The sequence below is a fragment of the Neoroseomonas lacus genome (assembly GCF_014644535.1).
Lineage (GTDB): Bacteria > Pseudomonadota > Alphaproteobacteria > Acetobacterales > Acetobacteraceae > Neoroseomonas > Neoroseomonas lacus.
Map to the genome: position 1 here is coordinate 280482 of NZ_BMKW01000006.1, position 15320 is coordinate 295801.

The 15320-nt window shown below is 69.0% G+C and carries 13 protein-coding genes; 10 read left to right on the forward strand and 3 right to left on the reverse strand.

Annotation, left to right across the window (positions count from 1 at the left end; all coding sequences use genetic code 11):
* The first annotated feature begins 29 nt into the window (after positions 1-29).
* Positions 30-1004: a Bug family tripartite tricarboxylate transporter substrate binding protein gene (locus IEY36_RS13800; RefSeq protein ID WP_188967653.1), complete on the forward strand. Its 975-nt coding sequence runs from the start codon at positions 30-32 to the stop codon at positions 1002-1004.
* Between the two features lie 102 nt (positions 1005-1106).
* Here the strand turns inward: IEY36_RS13800 and IEY36_RS13805 are convergent, their stop codons facing one another.
* On the reverse strand, positions 1107-2078 hold the full coding sequence (locus IEY36_RS13805; protein WP_188967654.1) for a tripartite tricarboxylate transporter substrate-binding protein: 972 nt from the start codon (positions 2076-2078) through the stop codon (positions 1107-1109).
* Positions 2079-2235: 157 nt separating this feature from the next.
* On the opposite strand from IEY36_RS13805, the gene IEY36_RS13810 reads away from it, so the two are divergent.
* From IEY36_RS13810 to IEY36_RS13850, 9 genes are read left to right on the forward strand one after another with little or no spacing between them, the layout of a single operon-like run.
* Positions 2236-3489, forward strand: a complete 1254-nt coding sequence (locus IEY36_RS13810; protein ID WP_188967655.1) for a sarcosine oxidase subunit beta family protein — start codon at positions 2236-2238, stop codon at positions 3487-3489.
* On the forward strand, positions 3490-3765 hold the full coding sequence (locus IEY36_RS13815; RefSeq protein WP_188967656.1) for a sarcosine oxidase subunit delta: 276 nt from the start codon (positions 3490-3492) through the stop codon (positions 3763-3765). It abuts the gene before it with no gap.
* Positions 3762-6698, forward strand: a complete 2937-nt coding sequence (locus IEY36_RS13820) for a sarcosine oxidase subunit alpha family protein (RefSeq protein ID WP_188967657.1) — start codon at positions 3762-3764, stop codon at positions 6696-6698. Before IEY36_RS13815 ends, IEY36_RS13820 begins: the two co-directional genes overlap by 4 nt.
* A complete protein-coding gene (locus IEY36_RS13825) occupies positions 6685-7269 on the forward strand; it encodes a sarcosine oxidase subunit gamma (protein WP_188967658.1) in 585 nt (194 codons plus the stop codon). Before IEY36_RS13820 ends, IEY36_RS13825 begins: the two co-directional genes overlap by 14 nt.
* A complete protein-coding gene (locus tag IEY36_RS13830) occupies positions 7266-8288 on the forward strand; it encodes an ABC transporter ATP-binding protein (RefSeq protein ID WP_229681307.1) in 1023 nt (340 codons plus the stop codon). The genes IEY36_RS13825 and IEY36_RS13830 overlap by 4 nt, the downstream gene beginning before the upstream one ends.
* Positions 8281-9252: an ABC transporter ATP-binding protein gene (locus IEY36_RS13835; protein WP_188967659.1), complete on the forward strand. Its 972-nt coding sequence runs from the start codon at positions 8281-8283 to the stop codon at positions 9250-9252. The genes IEY36_RS13830 and IEY36_RS13835 overlap by 8 nt, the downstream gene beginning before the upstream one ends.
* Positions 9249-10202 (forward strand): ABC transporter permease, encoded by a 954-nt coding sequence (locus IEY36_RS13840; protein ID WP_188967660.1) that lies wholly within the window; start codon positions 9249-9251, stop codon positions 10200-10202. The genes IEY36_RS13835 and IEY36_RS13840 overlap by 4 nt, the downstream gene beginning before the upstream one ends.
* On the forward strand, positions 10199-11074 hold the full coding sequence (locus IEY36_RS13845; RefSeq protein WP_188967661.1) for an ABC transporter permease: 876 nt from the start codon (positions 10199-10201) through the stop codon (positions 11072-11074). The genes IEY36_RS13840 and IEY36_RS13845 overlap by 4 nt, the downstream gene beginning before the upstream one ends.
* Before the next feature lie 26 nt (positions 11075-11100).
* Entirely contained in the window at positions 11101-12717 is a 1617-nt protein-coding gene (locus IEY36_RS13850; protein WP_188967662.1) for a peptide ABC transporter substrate-binding protein, read from the forward strand.
* Positions 12718-12730: 13 nt separating this feature from the next.
* Here IEY36_RS13850 and IEY36_RS13855 read toward each other — a convergent pair whose 3' ends face one another.
* Positions 12731-13858, reverse strand: a complete 1128-nt coding sequence (locus tag IEY36_RS13855; RefSeq protein ID WP_229681308.1) for an NAD(P)/FAD-dependent oxidoreductase — start codon at positions 13856-13858, stop codon at positions 12731-12733.
* Positions 13855-15189, reverse strand: a complete 1335-nt coding sequence (locus tag IEY36_RS13860) for an NAD(P)/FAD-dependent oxidoreductase (RefSeq protein WP_188967664.1) — start codon at positions 15187-15189, stop codon at positions 13855-13857. Before IEY36_RS13860 ends, IEY36_RS13855 begins: the two co-directional genes overlap by 4 nt.
* Between the last annotated feature and the right edge of the window lie 131 nt (positions 15190-15320).

The following is a 15320-nucleotide window of genomic DNA, read 5'->3' on the forward strand; positions in this document are numbered from 1 at the left end:
CCGGCGCGTCTTGGGGGAAACGAACCACAATGAACCGTCGCGGATTGCTGGTGGCCGGCGCCATGGCGGGGCTGGCGCGTCCCGCGCTGGGCGCCGATTGGCGGCCGTCGCAGCCGCTGCGCGTGCTGGTCGCCGCCGCACCGGGTGGCACGCTCGACATTCATGCTCGGGCGGCGCAGGGCCCGCTGTCGGCCGTGCTCGGCCAGACCGTCATCGTCGAGAACCAGGGTGGTGGCGCCGGTCGCGTGGCCGCGCTGCAAATGGGTCGTGCCGTGCCGGATGGGCACAACATGCTGGTCGCCTCGGGCGACGGGCTCGTGCTGCAGGACATCCTGGCTGGCGCGCGCCATGGCAAGGCGAGGACCAACCTGCGCGCAGTGACCATGACCATCAGCGCGGCGCAACTGCTGGTGACGCATCCGCGTTCGGGCATCACCGATGTGCAGGGCTATTTCGCCGCGCTGCGCGCGCGTGGGGACCGGGTGACGCTCGCCGTGCCGGGGATCGGCGGCATCGCGCACATCATCAGCGAGATGGTGAACCGCGAGCTTGGCGTGAACGTAACCCACGTGCCCTATCGTGGCGGCGGGCCGGCGACGCTCGACCTGCTGGCCGGCCAGGTGGATGCGATGATCATCACCCTGCCGGCGGTGACGACGCATGTGCGCGAGGGGCGGCTGGTGCCGCTGGCGGTCTCGACCCGCGAACGCGATCCGGCGATGCCGAACGTGCCGTCCTACAGCGAAACCGTCGCGCCGGGCTTCGACGTGCCGAGCACCCAGGGCGTTCTGGTCCCGGCCGGCACACCGGACGCCGCCGTCGCCGCGCTGGAGGAAGCCTGGCGCACGGCGCTGACCGATGCTGTGGTGCGCGAGCGCCTGCAGGCGCTCGGCTTTGTCATCCGCGCGACGACATCGGCAGCTTTCGAGGCCAATCTCGCCAGTTCCGAGACGCGCTTCGCGCAGGTGATTGCCGCGGCGGGCATTCGCGGCGACGACGGCTAGATCGATCACCGATCAGACGGCACCGGCCCGCCACCCCCACTCAGGTTCCTGCCGTTGGGTGGCCAGGTGAAGGTGCGGGCCGGTGCCGCATCCGACGGGTCTCTAATCCGCGTAGGCGCCGGCCGCCTGGATGATCGGGCGCCAGCGCTCGATCTCCTCGAGATGGTAGCGGCGGTGGAAGGCGAGGCTGGCGCGTTCCGGCGTCGCCGGGTCGGTCTGCAATTCGGCGAAGCGGGCGCGCAGCCGTTCATCCTGCATGGCCGCCACCAGCGCGGCGTTGAGGCGCTGCTGGATCGCCTCCGGCGTGCCGGCCGGGGCGAACAGCCCGTGCCAGGTGCTCATGGCGATGATCGGCGCGCCTGATTCGGCGGTGGTCGGGATGGCCGGCAGCCCCGGCAGCCGCGCCGGGCTGGTCACCGCGAAGGCGCGAACGCGATTGTCGCGGATGAAGGGCGCGGTGTTGGTCGCCTGGTCACACAGCAGGTCCAGGCGTCCGGCCATGAGTTCGGTGATTGCCGGCGCCGTGCCGCGGAAGGCGACGATGGTCATGCGGCTCTGCGCCTGTTGCTGCATCAGCAAGGTGCAGAGATTGGCGGCAGAGGCGAGGCCCGCCGTGCCGATGTTCAGGGCTTCCCCACGGCGACCGATGTCGGCGAGCAGGCCGCGCATGTCCTCGGCCGGATATTCCGGGCGGGCGATGATGGTCATCGCGGCGTCGGACACCAGGCCAAGCGGGGCGAAGGCGGTGGCGGTGTCGAAGGACAGCCGACGGAACAAGGTCGCGCCTGCGGCGAGGCCGACATTCGACATCAGCAGCGTGTAGCCGTCCGGCCGCGCTTGCGCGACGCGTTGCGCGCCGACATTGGCGGGCGGTGTGTTCTCGACCACTACGGGTTGCGGCAGGTGGCGCGCCATGGCTTCCGCCACGATGCGCGAAATGACATCGGTCGGCCCACCCGCGGCGGCGCCCGCGACGATGGCGATTGGGCGGTCGGGGTAGGTCTGCGCCTGCGCCGCGAATGGCACGAGAGCGAGCGAGGCGGCGCAGAGGAGCATCCTGCGGAACGGCATCATCCTGTTTCCTCCCGGCGCGGCTGCCTCATGCGGCAGCGCGCTCCTGCTTTCATTGCAGGCATCCTTGCCCGAAATGCGCCGGTCGTCACCCCTCGCTGTCTTGCCAGCGGCGAATGCACGACCCTAACGTTGCGCGGGCCACGATCGAAGGATCCCGATGGCGCGCTATTCTGGCTTACGCATTCTCGGCGAGGGGTTCCGCGGCAACAGCGGCTGGCAGCCCGCGTGGCGCAAGCCTGCGCCGAAAGCATCCTACGACGTCGTCGTCATCGGCGGCGGCGGGCATGGCCTGGCCACCGCCTTCTACTTGGCGGAGGTGCACGGCATCCGCAACGTCGCGGTGCTGGAGCGCGGGCTGATCGGGCAGGGCAACACCGGGCGCAACACGACGATCGTCCGGTCCAACTACATGCTGCCCGAGAACAACAATTTCTACGAGCACTCGCTGAAGCTGTGGGAAGGGCTGGAGCAGTCGCTCGGCTACAACGTGATGATGAGCCAGCGCGGCGTCATCAACCTGTTCCACAACGACGCGCAGCGCAACGCGGCGCTGCGGCGCGGCAATTCCATGCGGCTCAACGGTATCGATGCGGAGATCATCGACCGCGAGGGCGTGAAGGCGATGTGCCCGATCGTCGATCTCGACAATGGCCGCTATCCGGTGATGGGCGGGCTGTTGCAGCGGCGCGGTGGTACGGCGCGGCATGATGCGGTGGCCTGGGGCTTCGCCCATGCGGCGGATGCGCGCGGTGTCGACATCATCGAGCATTGCGAAGTCACTGGCATGATCGCGGAGGGCGGCGCCATCCAGGGCGTGCGCACCTCGCGCGGCGAGATCCGCGCGCCGAAGGTCGGTCTGGCTGTTGCCGGTCACACCAGCACGCTGACCGAGATGGCCGGCTTCCGCGTGCCGATCGAGACGCATCTGTTGCAGGCCTTCGTCAGCGAGGGGCTGAAGCCGCTGATCGACTGCGTCGTCACCTTCGGCGCCGGGCATTTCTACGTCAGCCAGTCGGACAAGGGAGGGCTGGTCTTCGGTGGCGGGCTGGACGGCTACCCGAGCTACGGCCAGCGCGGCACGTTGCCCGAGGCGGAACACGTCTATGCCGCCGGCGTCAGCATGATCCCGGCACTGGGGCGGCTGCGTGGGCTACGCTCCTGGGCGGGGGTGATGGACATGACGCCAGATGGGTCCTTCTACATCTGCAAGACGCCAGTGCAGGGACTCTATATGACCGCGGGCTGGTGCTATGGCGGCTTCAAAGCGACGCCCGGTTCCGGCTGGTGCCACGCCTGGACGATCGCGAAGGATGAGCCGCACCGGCTCAACGCCGCGCATACGCTGGATCGATTCCGCGAGGGCCGCATGCTCGACGAACGGGGCAACGGCCCCTTCTTCTGGGCGCAGTAGATGCTGCGCATCCCTTGCCCCCATTGCGGCGCGCGCGACGAGATCGAATTCACCTATCGCGGCGATGCGACGGTGGCGCGGCCCGGCCCCGACGCCGGCGTCGATGCCTTCCATGACTACCTATATCTGCGCACCAATCCGCGCGGCTGGCAGGCGGAATGGTGGCAGCACAGCAGCGGCTGCCGCGCCTTCCTCAAGCTGCTGCGCCATACAGTGACGCATGAGATCCGCGCCGTCGCCACGGCCACCGAGACGCTGGAGGTGCCGGGGGCATGACGCAGCCGCACCGCCTTGCCACCGGAGGCCATGTCGATCGCGCGACGCGGCTGTCCTTCAGCTTCGATGGCCGTCGATATGAGGGCCATGCGGGCGATACCCTCGCTTCCGCGCTGCTTGCCAATGGCGTGCGGCTGGTCGGGCGCTCCTTTAAGTATCATCGGCCGCGCGGCATCTTCTCCGCCGGCGTCGAGGAACCGAATGCGCTGGTTGAACTGCGCGAAGGTGCGCGGCGCGAACCGAACACGCGCGCGACCGTCGCCGAGTTGTTCGATGGTCTGTCGGCGACCAGCCAGAACCGGCGCGGCTCGCTCGCCTTTGACTGGATGGCCGTGAACGGGCTGCTGTCGCCCTGGCTTGGCGCCGGCTTCTACTACAAGACCTTCATGTGGCCTGCCGCCTTCTGGGAGCGGGTCTATGAGCCGATGATCCGCAAGGCGGCCGGTCTTGGCCGGGCGTCCAGACTGCCTGATCCCGACCATTACGACGCGGCGCATGCGCATTGCGATGTGCTGGTGGTCGGCGCGGGCGCGGCGGGGCTCGCCGCCGCACGCGCGGCGGGCGCGACCGGCGCGCGCGTGATCCTGATGGAGCAGGATTTCATGCTCGGTGGCGACCTGCTGAACGAGCCTGGCCTCGAAGCCTGGCGCCGCGAGACGGTCGCCGCGTTGGCCGCGATGCCCGAGGTCACGCTGATGCCGCGCAGCACCGTCTTCGGCTTCTACGACCAGGGCGTGCTGGGGGCGGTGGAACGCCTTGCCGACCATCTGGCCGAACCGCCGCCGCATACGCCGCGCCAGCGCTACTGGACGATCCGCGCGAAGGAGGTCGTGCTGGCGACCGGGGCGCATGAACGGCTGATCGCCTTCCCCGGCAATGACCGTCCCGGCGTGATGCTGGCTGGTGCAGCGCGGACCTATGCGCGTCGCTACGGGGTGCGGGCGGGCGAGACCGCAGCGCTGTTCGCGACGCATGACGGTGCTTATGACGCCGCCTTCGCGATAGCCGAGGCCGGCGCGCGCATCGCCGCGATCATCGACCCGCGCAGCGATAGCGCGGCCATGCAACGCGCGCGGGAAGCGGGCTTCAGCGTGAAGGCGGGCAGTGTCGTCAGCGGCACGATGGGCGGCAATGCGCTGCGCGGCATCGCCATCGGCGCGCAGGGCAGTGGCGCGCGCGGCGATGCGGTGCCGGTCGATCTGCTGATGGTTGCCGGCGGCTGGAATCCGGCGGTGCATCTCGCTTCCATGTCCGGCGCGGCGCTCGCCTGGGATGAGGCGCTGCACACCTTCGTTCCGGGCACGCCCGTGCAGCGCGAGCGCAGCGCGGGTGCCTGCCGTGGCGTCAACGGCATTGGCGCGGCTGCGGCGGATGGGGCCGCGGCGGGGCGCGATGCCGCCATCGCCGCGGGCTTCGCCGCCGGTCCTGACAATACGCTTCCCGACACGCTGGCGGCGGACCATTGCTCGTATCCGGTCTGGGAGGTGAAGGGGCGCGGCAAGGCCTTCGTCGATCTGCAGGATGACGTCACCACCAACGACATCCGTCTCGCGCATCGCGAGGGCTTCAGCCATATCGAGCACGCCAAGCGCTACACCACCCACGCCATGGGCACCGACCAGGGCAAGACCGGCGGCATCGTCGGCGCCGCGGTGCTGGCCGAGGCGCGTGGTGAGCCGGTCGCCAAGGTCGGCCTGCCGCGCTTCCGCCCCTACACCGCGCCGATCGCCTGGGGTGCCATGGCCGGGCAGGAGGTGGGCAAGCATTTCCAGCCCGTGCGGCGCACGTCGCTGCATGCGGTGCATGACGCGGCCGGTGCGGTGTGGATGGATGCCGGCATCTGGAAGCGCCCGGCCTATTACCCGAAACGCGAGGATGCCGATGCCTGGGCCAGCGTGCTGCGCGAAGCCCGCGCGGTGCGGCAGCGTGTCGGCATCTGCGATGTCTCGACACTCGGCAAGATCGCGGTGGAGGGGCCGGATGCGGCGACCTTCCTCGACCGCGTCTATGCCAACACGTTTTCGACGCTGCCGGTCGGGCGGGCGCGCTACGGGCTGATGCTGCGCGAGGACGGCATCGTCTTTGACGACGGCACCACGAGCCGCATCGGGCCGGAGCGCTTCTTCGTCACCACCACCACGGCGCAGGCCGGGCCGGTGATGCAGCATCTGGAATTCCATCTCGCCAGCGCTTGGCCGGATCTCGATGTCAGCCTGGCGAGCGTCACCGACCAATGGGCCGCGGTCGCCATCGCCGGACCGAAGGCGCGCGAGGTTGTCGCCGGCATGGTGGAGGGCATCGACCTGTCGAATGACGCCTTCCCCTTCATGGCGGTGGCGGATTGCATCGCCGCCGGGGTCCCGGCGCGGCTGTTCCGAATTTCCTTCTCTGGTGAACTGGCCTACGAAGTCGCGATGCCGGCCGGTCATGCCGCGCATGTCTGGCGCGCCGCGATGCAGGTTGGCGCCACGCATGGCATCGAGCCCTACGGCATGGAGGCGCTTGGCTTGCTGCGCATCGAGAAGGGGCATGTCGCCGGGTCGGAACTGAATGGGCAGACCACGGCGCATGACCTCGGCCTCGGTCGCATGCTGAAGAAGAAGGGCGATTTCATCGGGCGCGTGCTGGCGCAACGGCCGGGCATGACCGACCCGTCGCGGCCGCGGCTGGTCGGGCTGCGCAGCGTCGATCCGCGGCGGCAGATCCGTGCCGGGGCGCATCTGCTGGTGGATGGCCGGGACCAGGGCTGGATCACCAGCGCGACGCAATCGGTCGTCGATCCGGGCTGGATCGGGCTGGGCATGTTGCGGGAGGGCGAAGCGCGCATCGGCAGCACGATCCTCGCCGCCAATCCCCTGATGGGCGAAGAGGTGCCGGTGCGCGTGGTCAGCCCGCATGGTTATGATCCGGAGAACCGCCTTGTCCGCGCCTGAAGCCACCCATCCGCTGGCCGCCGTCGCCACGCCGGGCTTGCGCGGCGCGGCGGGCGTCGCACCGCTGCGTGTCAGCCTGCCGGTGCGCGAGACGGTGCAGGTGATGGTCCGGCGCGGCCGCGAGGAGGCCTTCGCCGCAGCCATGGAGGCGAGTTTCGGCATGGCGCCGCCGGCGCCCGGCCACACATTGGCCGGCGGCGCCGTCACCGCCATCTGGATTCAGCCCGGCGGCTTCATGCTGACCGGCGCCGGGCCTGGCCTGGCCGAACGCGCCGCCTTGGCCTTCGTGGGTCTCGCGGCGGTCGAGGACCAGAGCCATGGCCGCACCACCATCACGGTCTCCGGCCCCGCCGCGCGGGCGGTGCTCGCGCGCGGCTGCCGCCTTGACCTGCATACCCGCGCCTTCGGCCCCGGCCGTGCGGCCATGACGCAGATCGCCCATATCGGCTGCCTGCTGCATCAGGTCGATGACGCGCCGAGCTTCGAGCTGACGGTTTTCTCGACCCTGGCTGAGCCCTTCTTCCACTGGCTGGTCGAGGCCGGTTCCGGCGACGGCGTGGTGATCGCGTGACCGCCCAGGCGACCCTCCCGCGGCATGCAGGGGCGGCCGCCGCCGAAGCGCCGCTGCTGAGCGTCCGCGACCTGACGCTGCATATCCCGGTGCCGCCGCATGTGCTGCGCGCCGTCGATGGCGTGTCCTTCGACCTGCGCCGTGGCGAGACGCTCGGTCTGGTGGGCGAGAGCGGCAGCGGCAAGACGCTGACCGCGCTGACGCTGATGCGCCTGCTGGAGCCGCCGCTGGACCATCTGCCGCGCGGGCAGGTCGTGCTGGATGGCCAGGACCTGATGCTGCTGACCGAGACGCGAATGTCCGCGCTGCGCGGCCATGCCATCTCGATGGTGTTCCAGGAACCGATGACCTCGCTGAACCCGGTGATGACCGTGGGGCGGCAGATCGCGGAACCGTTGATGCGCCACCTCGGACTGCCAACCCGCGCGGCGATGGCGCGGGCGGAGGAGATGCTGCGCCTGGTCGGCATTCCCGATCCGGCGCGGGTGCTGCGCGCCTATCCGCACCTGCTCTCGGGCGGCATGCGGCAGCGGGCGATGATCGCCATCGCACTGGCCTGCCGGCCGCTGGTGCTGGTCGCCGATGAGCCGACCACGGCGCTCGACGTCACGGTGCAGGCGCAGATCCTGGAGCTGCTGACCGAACTGCAACGCGAGATGGGCAGTGCGATCCTGCTCATCACCCACGACCTCGCGGTGATCGCCGAGACGGCGCATCGCGTGGCGGTGATGTATGCGGGCCGCATCGTCGAGGAAGCGCCCGTCGCCGAGTTGTTCGCCGACCCGCGCCACCCCTATGCGCGTGGGTTGCTCGCCTCGATCCCGCGCATCGAGCGCATGCCGCCGGCGACCCTGCCGGAGATCCCCGGCATGGTGCCCGGCCCCGCCGAGCGCCCGATCGGCTGCGCCTTCATGCCGCGTTGCGCGCGCGCCATCTCGGGCTGCGCGGCTGAGCCGCCGCCGCTGGCCGAGGTCGCGCCCGGTCATCGCGTCGCCTGCTGGAATCCGGTCCATGGTTGAACCATTGCTCCGGGTCACGGGCCTCGAGGTCCATTTCCCGATCCGTTCCGCGCTGCTGCGCCGGCGCACCGGCACGGTGCGCGCGGTGGATGGCGTGACGCTGGAGGTGGCACGCGGGGAGACGCTCGCCATCGTTGGCGAAAGCGGCTGCGGCAAGACCACCACGGGCAAATCCATCCTGCGGCTGATCGAACCCACCGGCGGGTCGATCCGCTTCGATGGCGAGGAGATCACGCATCATTCGGCGAGGCAGCTCTCGCCGTTCCGCCGGCGCATGCAGATCGTCTTCCAGGACCCCTATGCCAGCCTGAATCCGCGCATGAGCGTGGGCGGCATCCTGGCCGCGCCCTTCGAGATCCATCGCATCGGCGACGCGAAGGATCGTGCCGATCGTGTCGCCGAGTTGCTGCGCACCGTCGGTCTGCCGCCTGAGGCCGCGCGCCGTTATCCGCATGAATTCAGCGGCGGGCAGCGCCAGCGCATAGGCATCGCGCGCGCCCTGGCGCTGCGGCCTGAACTGGTGATCGGGGATGAGCCGGTCAGCGCGCTCGATGTTTCGATCCAGGCGCAGATCATCAACCTGATGAAGCGGCTGCAGGCGGAACTTGGCCTCGCCTACATCATGATCTCGCACAACCTTGCCGTGGTCAGTCATGTCGCGGACCGCGTCGCGGTGATGTATCTCGGCCGCGTGGTGGAAACCGCCCCGCGCGAGGCGCTGTTCTTCGAGGCGCGGCATCCCTACACCCAGGCGCTGCTCTCGGCCGTGCCGGAACCAGTGCCGGGCCGCCGCCGTGCCCGCCATGTCCCGCAGGGCGACGTGCCGAGCCCGTCGCGTCCGCCGTCCGGCTGCCATTTCCACCCGCGCTGCCCGCATGCGATGCCACGCTGTGCCGAAGAAGCGCCGGCGTCGCGCATCATCGCACCTGGCCATGCCGTCGCCTGTCATCTGGTGACGCCATGATCGGCTTCATCGCCAAGCGCCTGTTGCAGGCGGTCCCGCTGCTGATCGGCGTGTCGCTGATCGGCTTCGGGCTGATGCATCTTGCGCCGGGCGGGCCGTTGGCGATCTACACGCTGAATCCGACCATCCAGGTGCAGGACATCGAGCGCATCAAGGTCATCTTCGGCCTCGATCAGCCGCTGCATATCCAATACGTCAAATGGGCGACGGGCATCTTCTCCGGCAATTGGGGCTACACCTTCTTCGGCGGGCGGCCGGTGCTGGATGTCATCCTTGAACGCGTGCCGGCGACGCTGCTGCTGATGGGGTCGGCCTTGTCGGTCGCCATCGTGCTCGGCCTGTCGGTTGGCGTGCTCGGTGCGGTGAAGCGGTACTCGGTGTTCGACGTGCTGGCGACGACGGGCGCGCTGTTCGCGCTGTCCTTCCCGACCTTCTGGTTCGGGCTGATGGCGATCTTCGTCTTCGCGATCGAACTGCGCTGGCTGCCCTCGGGCGGCATGTGGGAACTCGGCGAGGAGGGCAACCTGCTCTCCCTTCTGCGGCATCTCGTGCTGCCGACAATGGTGCTGGCGCTGGTCATCACCGCGACCTGGAGCCGGTATTCGCGCTCGGCCTTCCTCGAGGTGATGCATCAGGATTTCATGCGCACGGCGCGCGCCAAGGGCGTGCCGCCGGGCGCGCGGCTGCTGCGCCACGCCTTCCCCAACGCCGCCAAGCCGCTGATCGCGCTGCTCGGTGTCGAATTGCCCTTCCTGTTCTCCGGCGCGCTGGTGGCCGAGACGATCTTCGGCTGGCCGGGTATGGGCCGGCTGTTCGTCGATGCGCTCAGCATGAAGGAATACCCGGTGCTGATGGGGATGATGATGTTCACGGCGATCTTCGTCATCATCGGCAACCTGCTCGCCGACATCGCCATCGCCCTGATCGACCCGCGGGTGCGGCTGTCATGAGCGCCGCCGCCGCCCCGCCGCAGAGCCAGTCCGGGCGCATCTGGTCGCGCTTCCGCCGCCATCGCCTGGCGCTGGCCGGCGGCTTCGTGGTGGCGCTGCTGCTGGCCTCGGCGCTGTTCGCGCCGCTGCTGGCCCCCCAGGACCCGACGCTGCTCGACACCGCGCTGCGGTTCCGCCCGCCTTTCGCGGACTGGCATTTCCCGCTCGGCACGGATGAACTCGGCCGCGACACGCTGTCGCGCCTGTTGTGGGGTGGGCGCGTCTCGTTGACGGTTGGGCTTGTTGCGATGATCACTACCGTGATGACCGGCGCGCTGATTGGCATCACCGCGGGTTTCATCGGCGGCTTCGTGGACACGCTGCTGATGCGTTTCGTCGACACGATGCTGTGCTTCCCGCAGGTTTTCCTGCTGCTGGTGGTCGCCGCCTTCGTGCCGCCGACATTGCTGTCGATCTCGCTCATCATCGGCCTGACATCCTGGATGGAGGTCAGTCGAATCGTTCGTGCCGAGATCCTCAACCTCAAGGAGCAGGACTTCGTCGCTGCGGCGCGGGCGCTCGGGGCGTCGCGTACGCGCATCATGTTTCGCGAGTTGCTGCCCAATGCCGCTGCGCCGATCCTGGTGGCGGCGACGCTGAAGGTCGCCTCCGCCGTGCTGATGGAAAGCTACATCTCCTATCTCGGCTATGGCGTGCAGCCGCCGCTGGCGTCCTGGGGCAACATGCTGACCAACGCGCAGGGGTATTTCGATACCGTGCCGTGGCTCGCCATCCTGCCAGGCGTGGCGATCACCCTCACGGTGATGGGCTTCAACTTCCTGGGTGACGGGCTGCGCGATGCGCTCGACCCGCGCCTGCGCATGGATCCGTGACCAACAACAAGAAGGAGGCTTGCGACATGACCATCAGGATCTCCCGCCGCGGCGTGCTGGCCGGTTCTGCGACGCTGCTCGCCGCGCCGACGGTCTGGGGACAGTCGATCAATCGCGATCGCATCATCCTCGCGATGACGCAGGAGCCGGTGCAGTTCAATCCGCTATTGTACGTCAATGCCGGCACCGAGAATGTGCCGGAAGCCTGCCTGTTCGACGCGCTGTGGGACGTGAACGAGAAGGGCGAGTTCTTCGCCAATCTCGCCGCCGAGGTGCCGTCCCGCCAGAATGGTGGCATTTCCGCCGATGGGCTGACCTGGACGGTGAAGCTCAAGCGCGACGTGAAATGGTCCGATGGGCAGCCCTTCACCGCGAAGGATGTGGAATTCACCTACCAGACCATCATGAACCCGGCGGTCGCGGTGCGGTCGCGCTCGGGCTTCGACCTGATCAAGGCGTTTCGCGTGAAGGACGACCTGACAGTCGAGATGGAACTGTCGCGTCCTTTCGTGCCGTTCCTCTGGGCGTGGCAGAACATGCACATCGTCCCGCAGCACATCCTGGGGCGCGAGGCGAACATCCAGACTGCCGCCTTCAACAGCCAGCCGGTCGGCACCGGGCCATACTTGCTGCGCAGCCGCACGGCCGGCAGCCACATGGTCTATGAGCGCAACCCGAACTATCACCGCGGCCCGGCCAAGACGCGTCAGTTCATCCACAAATTCGTGCCCGACCAGATGGCCGCCTATGGCCAGGCGCGCACCGGAGAGGTGGACTACTTCGCGCTCGGTGGCGTGCCGCCCGATCGGTTCACGGAGGCGCGCGCCTTCCCTGATCGCGACTTCCTGCTCTATCCGACGCCGAATGTGCAGTTCATCTACTTCAACTGCGGCAAGCCGCAATTCGCCGACCCGCGGGTGCGCAAGGCATTGACGATGGCGACGCAGATGCAGAAGTCGATCGACGACATCTATTTCGGCACATGGCCGCGCACCCTGTCCTATCTGCAGCCGACGCACTGGGCCTACAACAGCGACCTGCGCGACTACACCAACGATGCGCCCGGCGCGGAACGCCTGCTGGACGAAGCCGGCTGGCGCAAGGGTGCCGACGGCATTCGCGCCAAGGACGGCGTGCAGCTGAAATTCACCATGTCCACCACCGCTGGCAACGTCGCGCGGCAGGGTTGCCAGGCGTTGTTCCAGCAGAACTGGAAGGCGATCGGCGTGGAGATGGAAATCCGCAACATGCCGGCGTCGGTGGTGTGGGGCGAATACACCACGCAGTCGCGCTTCGACACGCTTCTGGTGGCGTGGGACCCGACGGTGGGCCTCGACCCCGACTACACGGCGCGCTGCCATTCCAGGATGATCCCGGTGAAGCACCGCCAGGGGTCGAACTACGTGCAGTATGAGAATGCGGAGGTGGATCGCCTGCTCGAACTCGGCGTGACGCAGACCGAACAGGCCGACCGCATCACCACCTACAAGCAGATCCAGGCCATCCTGCATGAGGAGGTGCCGTTCGCCGCGCAGGGCGGTTCGGTGCAAGGGCATCTGAAGCGCAAGCAGCTCCAGGGGCCGACGCCGAACCAATACGTCACCGACATCACCTGGAACGTCTACAACTGGGCCTGGGCGTAAAGCGCCCCAGGCGTCACACCGGCAGGGCGTCCCAGCCCTGCCGGCTGCGCCAGTCCAGTGGCAGATTGCCGAAGCGCGACAGTTTCAGTTGCGACAGATCGGCGAAGTCGCAATGGCCTTGCAGCACCAGTTGCGCCAAGGCGCGCCCCGTTGCCGGCGACAGGCCGAAGCCGACCGATGACATGCTGGCCACCACGACATTGCCAGGGTCCTCCAGCCGATCGAGGATCGGTCGCCCATCCGGCGTGTTCTCGACGATGCCGCCCCAGGAGCGGATGACGCGCACATGCCCCAGGCGCGGGAACAATTCGTTGAGCCGTCGCGCCAGGCTCGCCACCACGGGTGAATTCACCGGCCGCGGCGTCGCCTCGCCATCGAGGTCGATCCATTCATGCGGGCCGCCGCCATAGGCGAGGTTGCCGCGCAGTGTCTGCCGCCCATACAGCCCGTTGCCGTCCACACCGCCCATGACAATCGGTGGCAGCGGCTCGGTGACGATCATCTCGACGCGCGCGGGTGCCATCGGCACGCGATGGCCGAGCGGCGCGGCGAGTGCCGCCGTATGCGGACCCGCTGCGATGACCACGGCATCGCAGCCGATCTCGCCGGCGCTGGTTTCGACCGCCACCGCGCGGCCGCCCTGCGTGCGGATGCCGCGCGCCGCCGTGTGCTGCAGGATGCGACCGCCGAGGCGTTCCACCGCCCAGGCATAGGCCTGGCTGGTGCGTTGCGGATTGGCGTGGCCACCATACCGCCAATGAATGCCGCCCACGGCATTGTCGCCGACCCAGGGCACCAGCTCGCGCATCTCGGCGCGGTCAAGCTTCACCGCTTCGAAGCCTTGATCCGTCGCGAGCTTCGTCGACTTCCACAAGCGGTCGAGCTGCCCGTCATCGAGCGCCACCTTCAGCCGATGCGGCCGCCATTCCGTCGGGTGGCCGAGCAACTCGTCCATCATCGGCCACAGCCGCTGCTCCTCGCGAAACAGGGGCGAGTAGGGATGCGTGCAGCCGCCGCCGTTGCGACCACTGGCCTCCCAGCCGACGATGCCCTTCTCGACGACCGTGACGGGATGACCATCGCGCGCCAGCCAGAAGGCGGTGGACAGGCCGGTGACGCCGCCGCCGACGATGACGATCACTTCACCACATCCTCTCCGCTGAGCCGGCCGCCGATGTATTCGGCATCCTCCGGCGCCGGTTCCCAATGCGGCAGCCATTGCGCGGCGATGCCGAACCAGCCGGTCCAGTTGGCACGCAGCGTCGGGTCCTCCTCCAGCGCGGCGAGCACCGACAAAGGCAGCGGCCGCAAGGGCGCGCGATGCGATGCCAAGGGCGCGACCCCATCGCGCGACAGCAGCGCATGCACCGCCTCGCGACAGCGACGCCCCTGGCAGGGCCCCATGCCGGCGCGCGTCAATCGCTTCACCTGGTCCTGGTTCAGCGGACCGAGCGCCGCAAGCCCGGCCTGCGGCCCCGCGGCATCGAGGTAACGCGGCGGCCGCAGCGCGCGCAGGTCGCCCGCCGTCACATCCTCGCAGGCGCAAACCAGCGCGTGGTCCTCGGCCAGGGCGGCATCCAGCCAGGCCGCGCGCATCGCCGGCACCGTGCCCGCGACGTCTCCGACCATGGCGATGACGCCCGAGGCGGCCGGCACGAAACCGCCGCGCGCCGCATCCCAGCCGATCGAGGCGCCGAGCAGATCGGGCAAGTCCACCATTGGCACCGTATCCACCGCCATGACAACGGTGTCGCAGGTAACCGTTTGCCGCTGCTCGCCATCCTGCCAGGCGAGGCCGGTGACTTCCTCGCGCCCCTCGATGCGCAGCGGCGCCGGCGCGGTGAGGCGGGCGACGACATCAAGCCCCGCCTCTCGTGCGGCAGCGAACACGCCATCGGCCAGCGCGCCGCCGCCGAGCACCGCGATGCGTCGCCCGGTGAACGCGCCATACAGCCGCAGCACGGCATCGAAGCCGCGCGCTCCCATCACGCCCGGCAGCGTCCAGCCGGGGAAGGGGAGCACCACGTCGCGTGCGCCCGTCGCGATGGTCAGCCGGTCGAAACCGACGAGCCAGGCGGCGTCGCGATCCGCCAGGCCGAGCAGCGGCTTCGCCAGTGCGCGACTGGCCTGCCCACGGACGAAGCCGCCCCAGGCAGCGGTGCCGAGCGCGACCTCGACACCGTCTTCCATGGCGGCCATCAGTGCGGGGCGCGCGGTGACGATGCGTTCTTCCATCCGCGACGCGTTCAGGATCGCCGCATCGAAGCGGGCACCGAACAGATAGGGGATGTCGAGGCCGAACAGGCCGGGGTCGAGCGGATGTTCATCCACCAGCAGCGTCTTCGCGCCGCCGGTGGCCGCGGCGCGCGCGGCTTCGATGCCGGCCTCGCCGGCGCCGACCACCACATGGTCGAAATTCCCGTGAAGCGGGAAGGCCTTGCCGGCAATCGAGGTCGGATCGGGTGCTGCCATACGGCAAGGATAGGCGAGCGTCTTGCGCCCGTCATCGGCGCAATGCAGGCTAGACAGGCAATCGAGGAGGACGTGATTGCCTCCCTTCCGCTGGATGGACCGCGCCCTGTTGGGCGCGACCCTGTCCCGCC

Bases quoted from the DNA above. Each gene is read 5' to 3' on its own strand.
- IEY36_RS13835 (WP_188967659.1), top strand. From the start codon at position 8,281: ATGGTTGAACCATTGCTCCGGGTCACGGGCCTCGAGGTCCATTTCCCG.
- IEY36_RS13845 (WP_188967661.1), top strand. From the start codon at position 10,199: ATGAGCGCCGCCGCCGCCCCGCCGCAGAGCCAGTCCGGGCGCATCTGG.
- IEY36_RS13820 (WP_188967657.1), top strand. From the start codon at position 3,762: ATGACGCAGCCGCACCGCCTTGCCACCGGAGGCCATGTCGATCGCGCG.
- IEY36_RS13850 (WP_188967662.1), top strand. From the start codon at position 11,101: ATGACCATCAGGATCTCCCGCCGCGGCGTGCTGGCCGGTTCTGCGACG.
- IEY36_RS13840 (WP_188967660.1), top strand. From the start codon at position 9,249: ATGATCGGCTTCATCGCCAAGCGCCTGTTGCAGGCGGTCCCGCTGCTG.
- IEY36_RS13800 (WP_188967653.1), top strand. From the start codon at position 30: ATGAACCGTCGCGGATTGCTGGTGGCCGGCGCCATGGCGGGGCTGGCG.
- IEY36_RS13860 (WP_188967664.1), bottom strand. From the start codon at position 15,189: ATGGCAGCACCCGATCCGACCTCGATTGCCGGCAAGGCCTTCCCGCTT.
- IEY36_RS13815 (WP_188967656.1), top strand. From the start codon at position 3,490: ATGCTGCGCATCCCTTGCCCCCATTGCGGCGCGCGCGACGAGATCGAA.
- IEY36_RS13810 (WP_188967655.1), top strand. From the start codon at position 2,236: ATGGCGCGCTATTCTGGCTTACGCATTCTCGGCGAGGGGTTCCGCGGC.
- IEY36_RS13805 (WP_188967654.1), bottom strand. From the start codon at position 2,078: ATGATGCCGTTCCGCAGGATGCTCCTCTGCGCCGCCTCGCTCGCTCTC.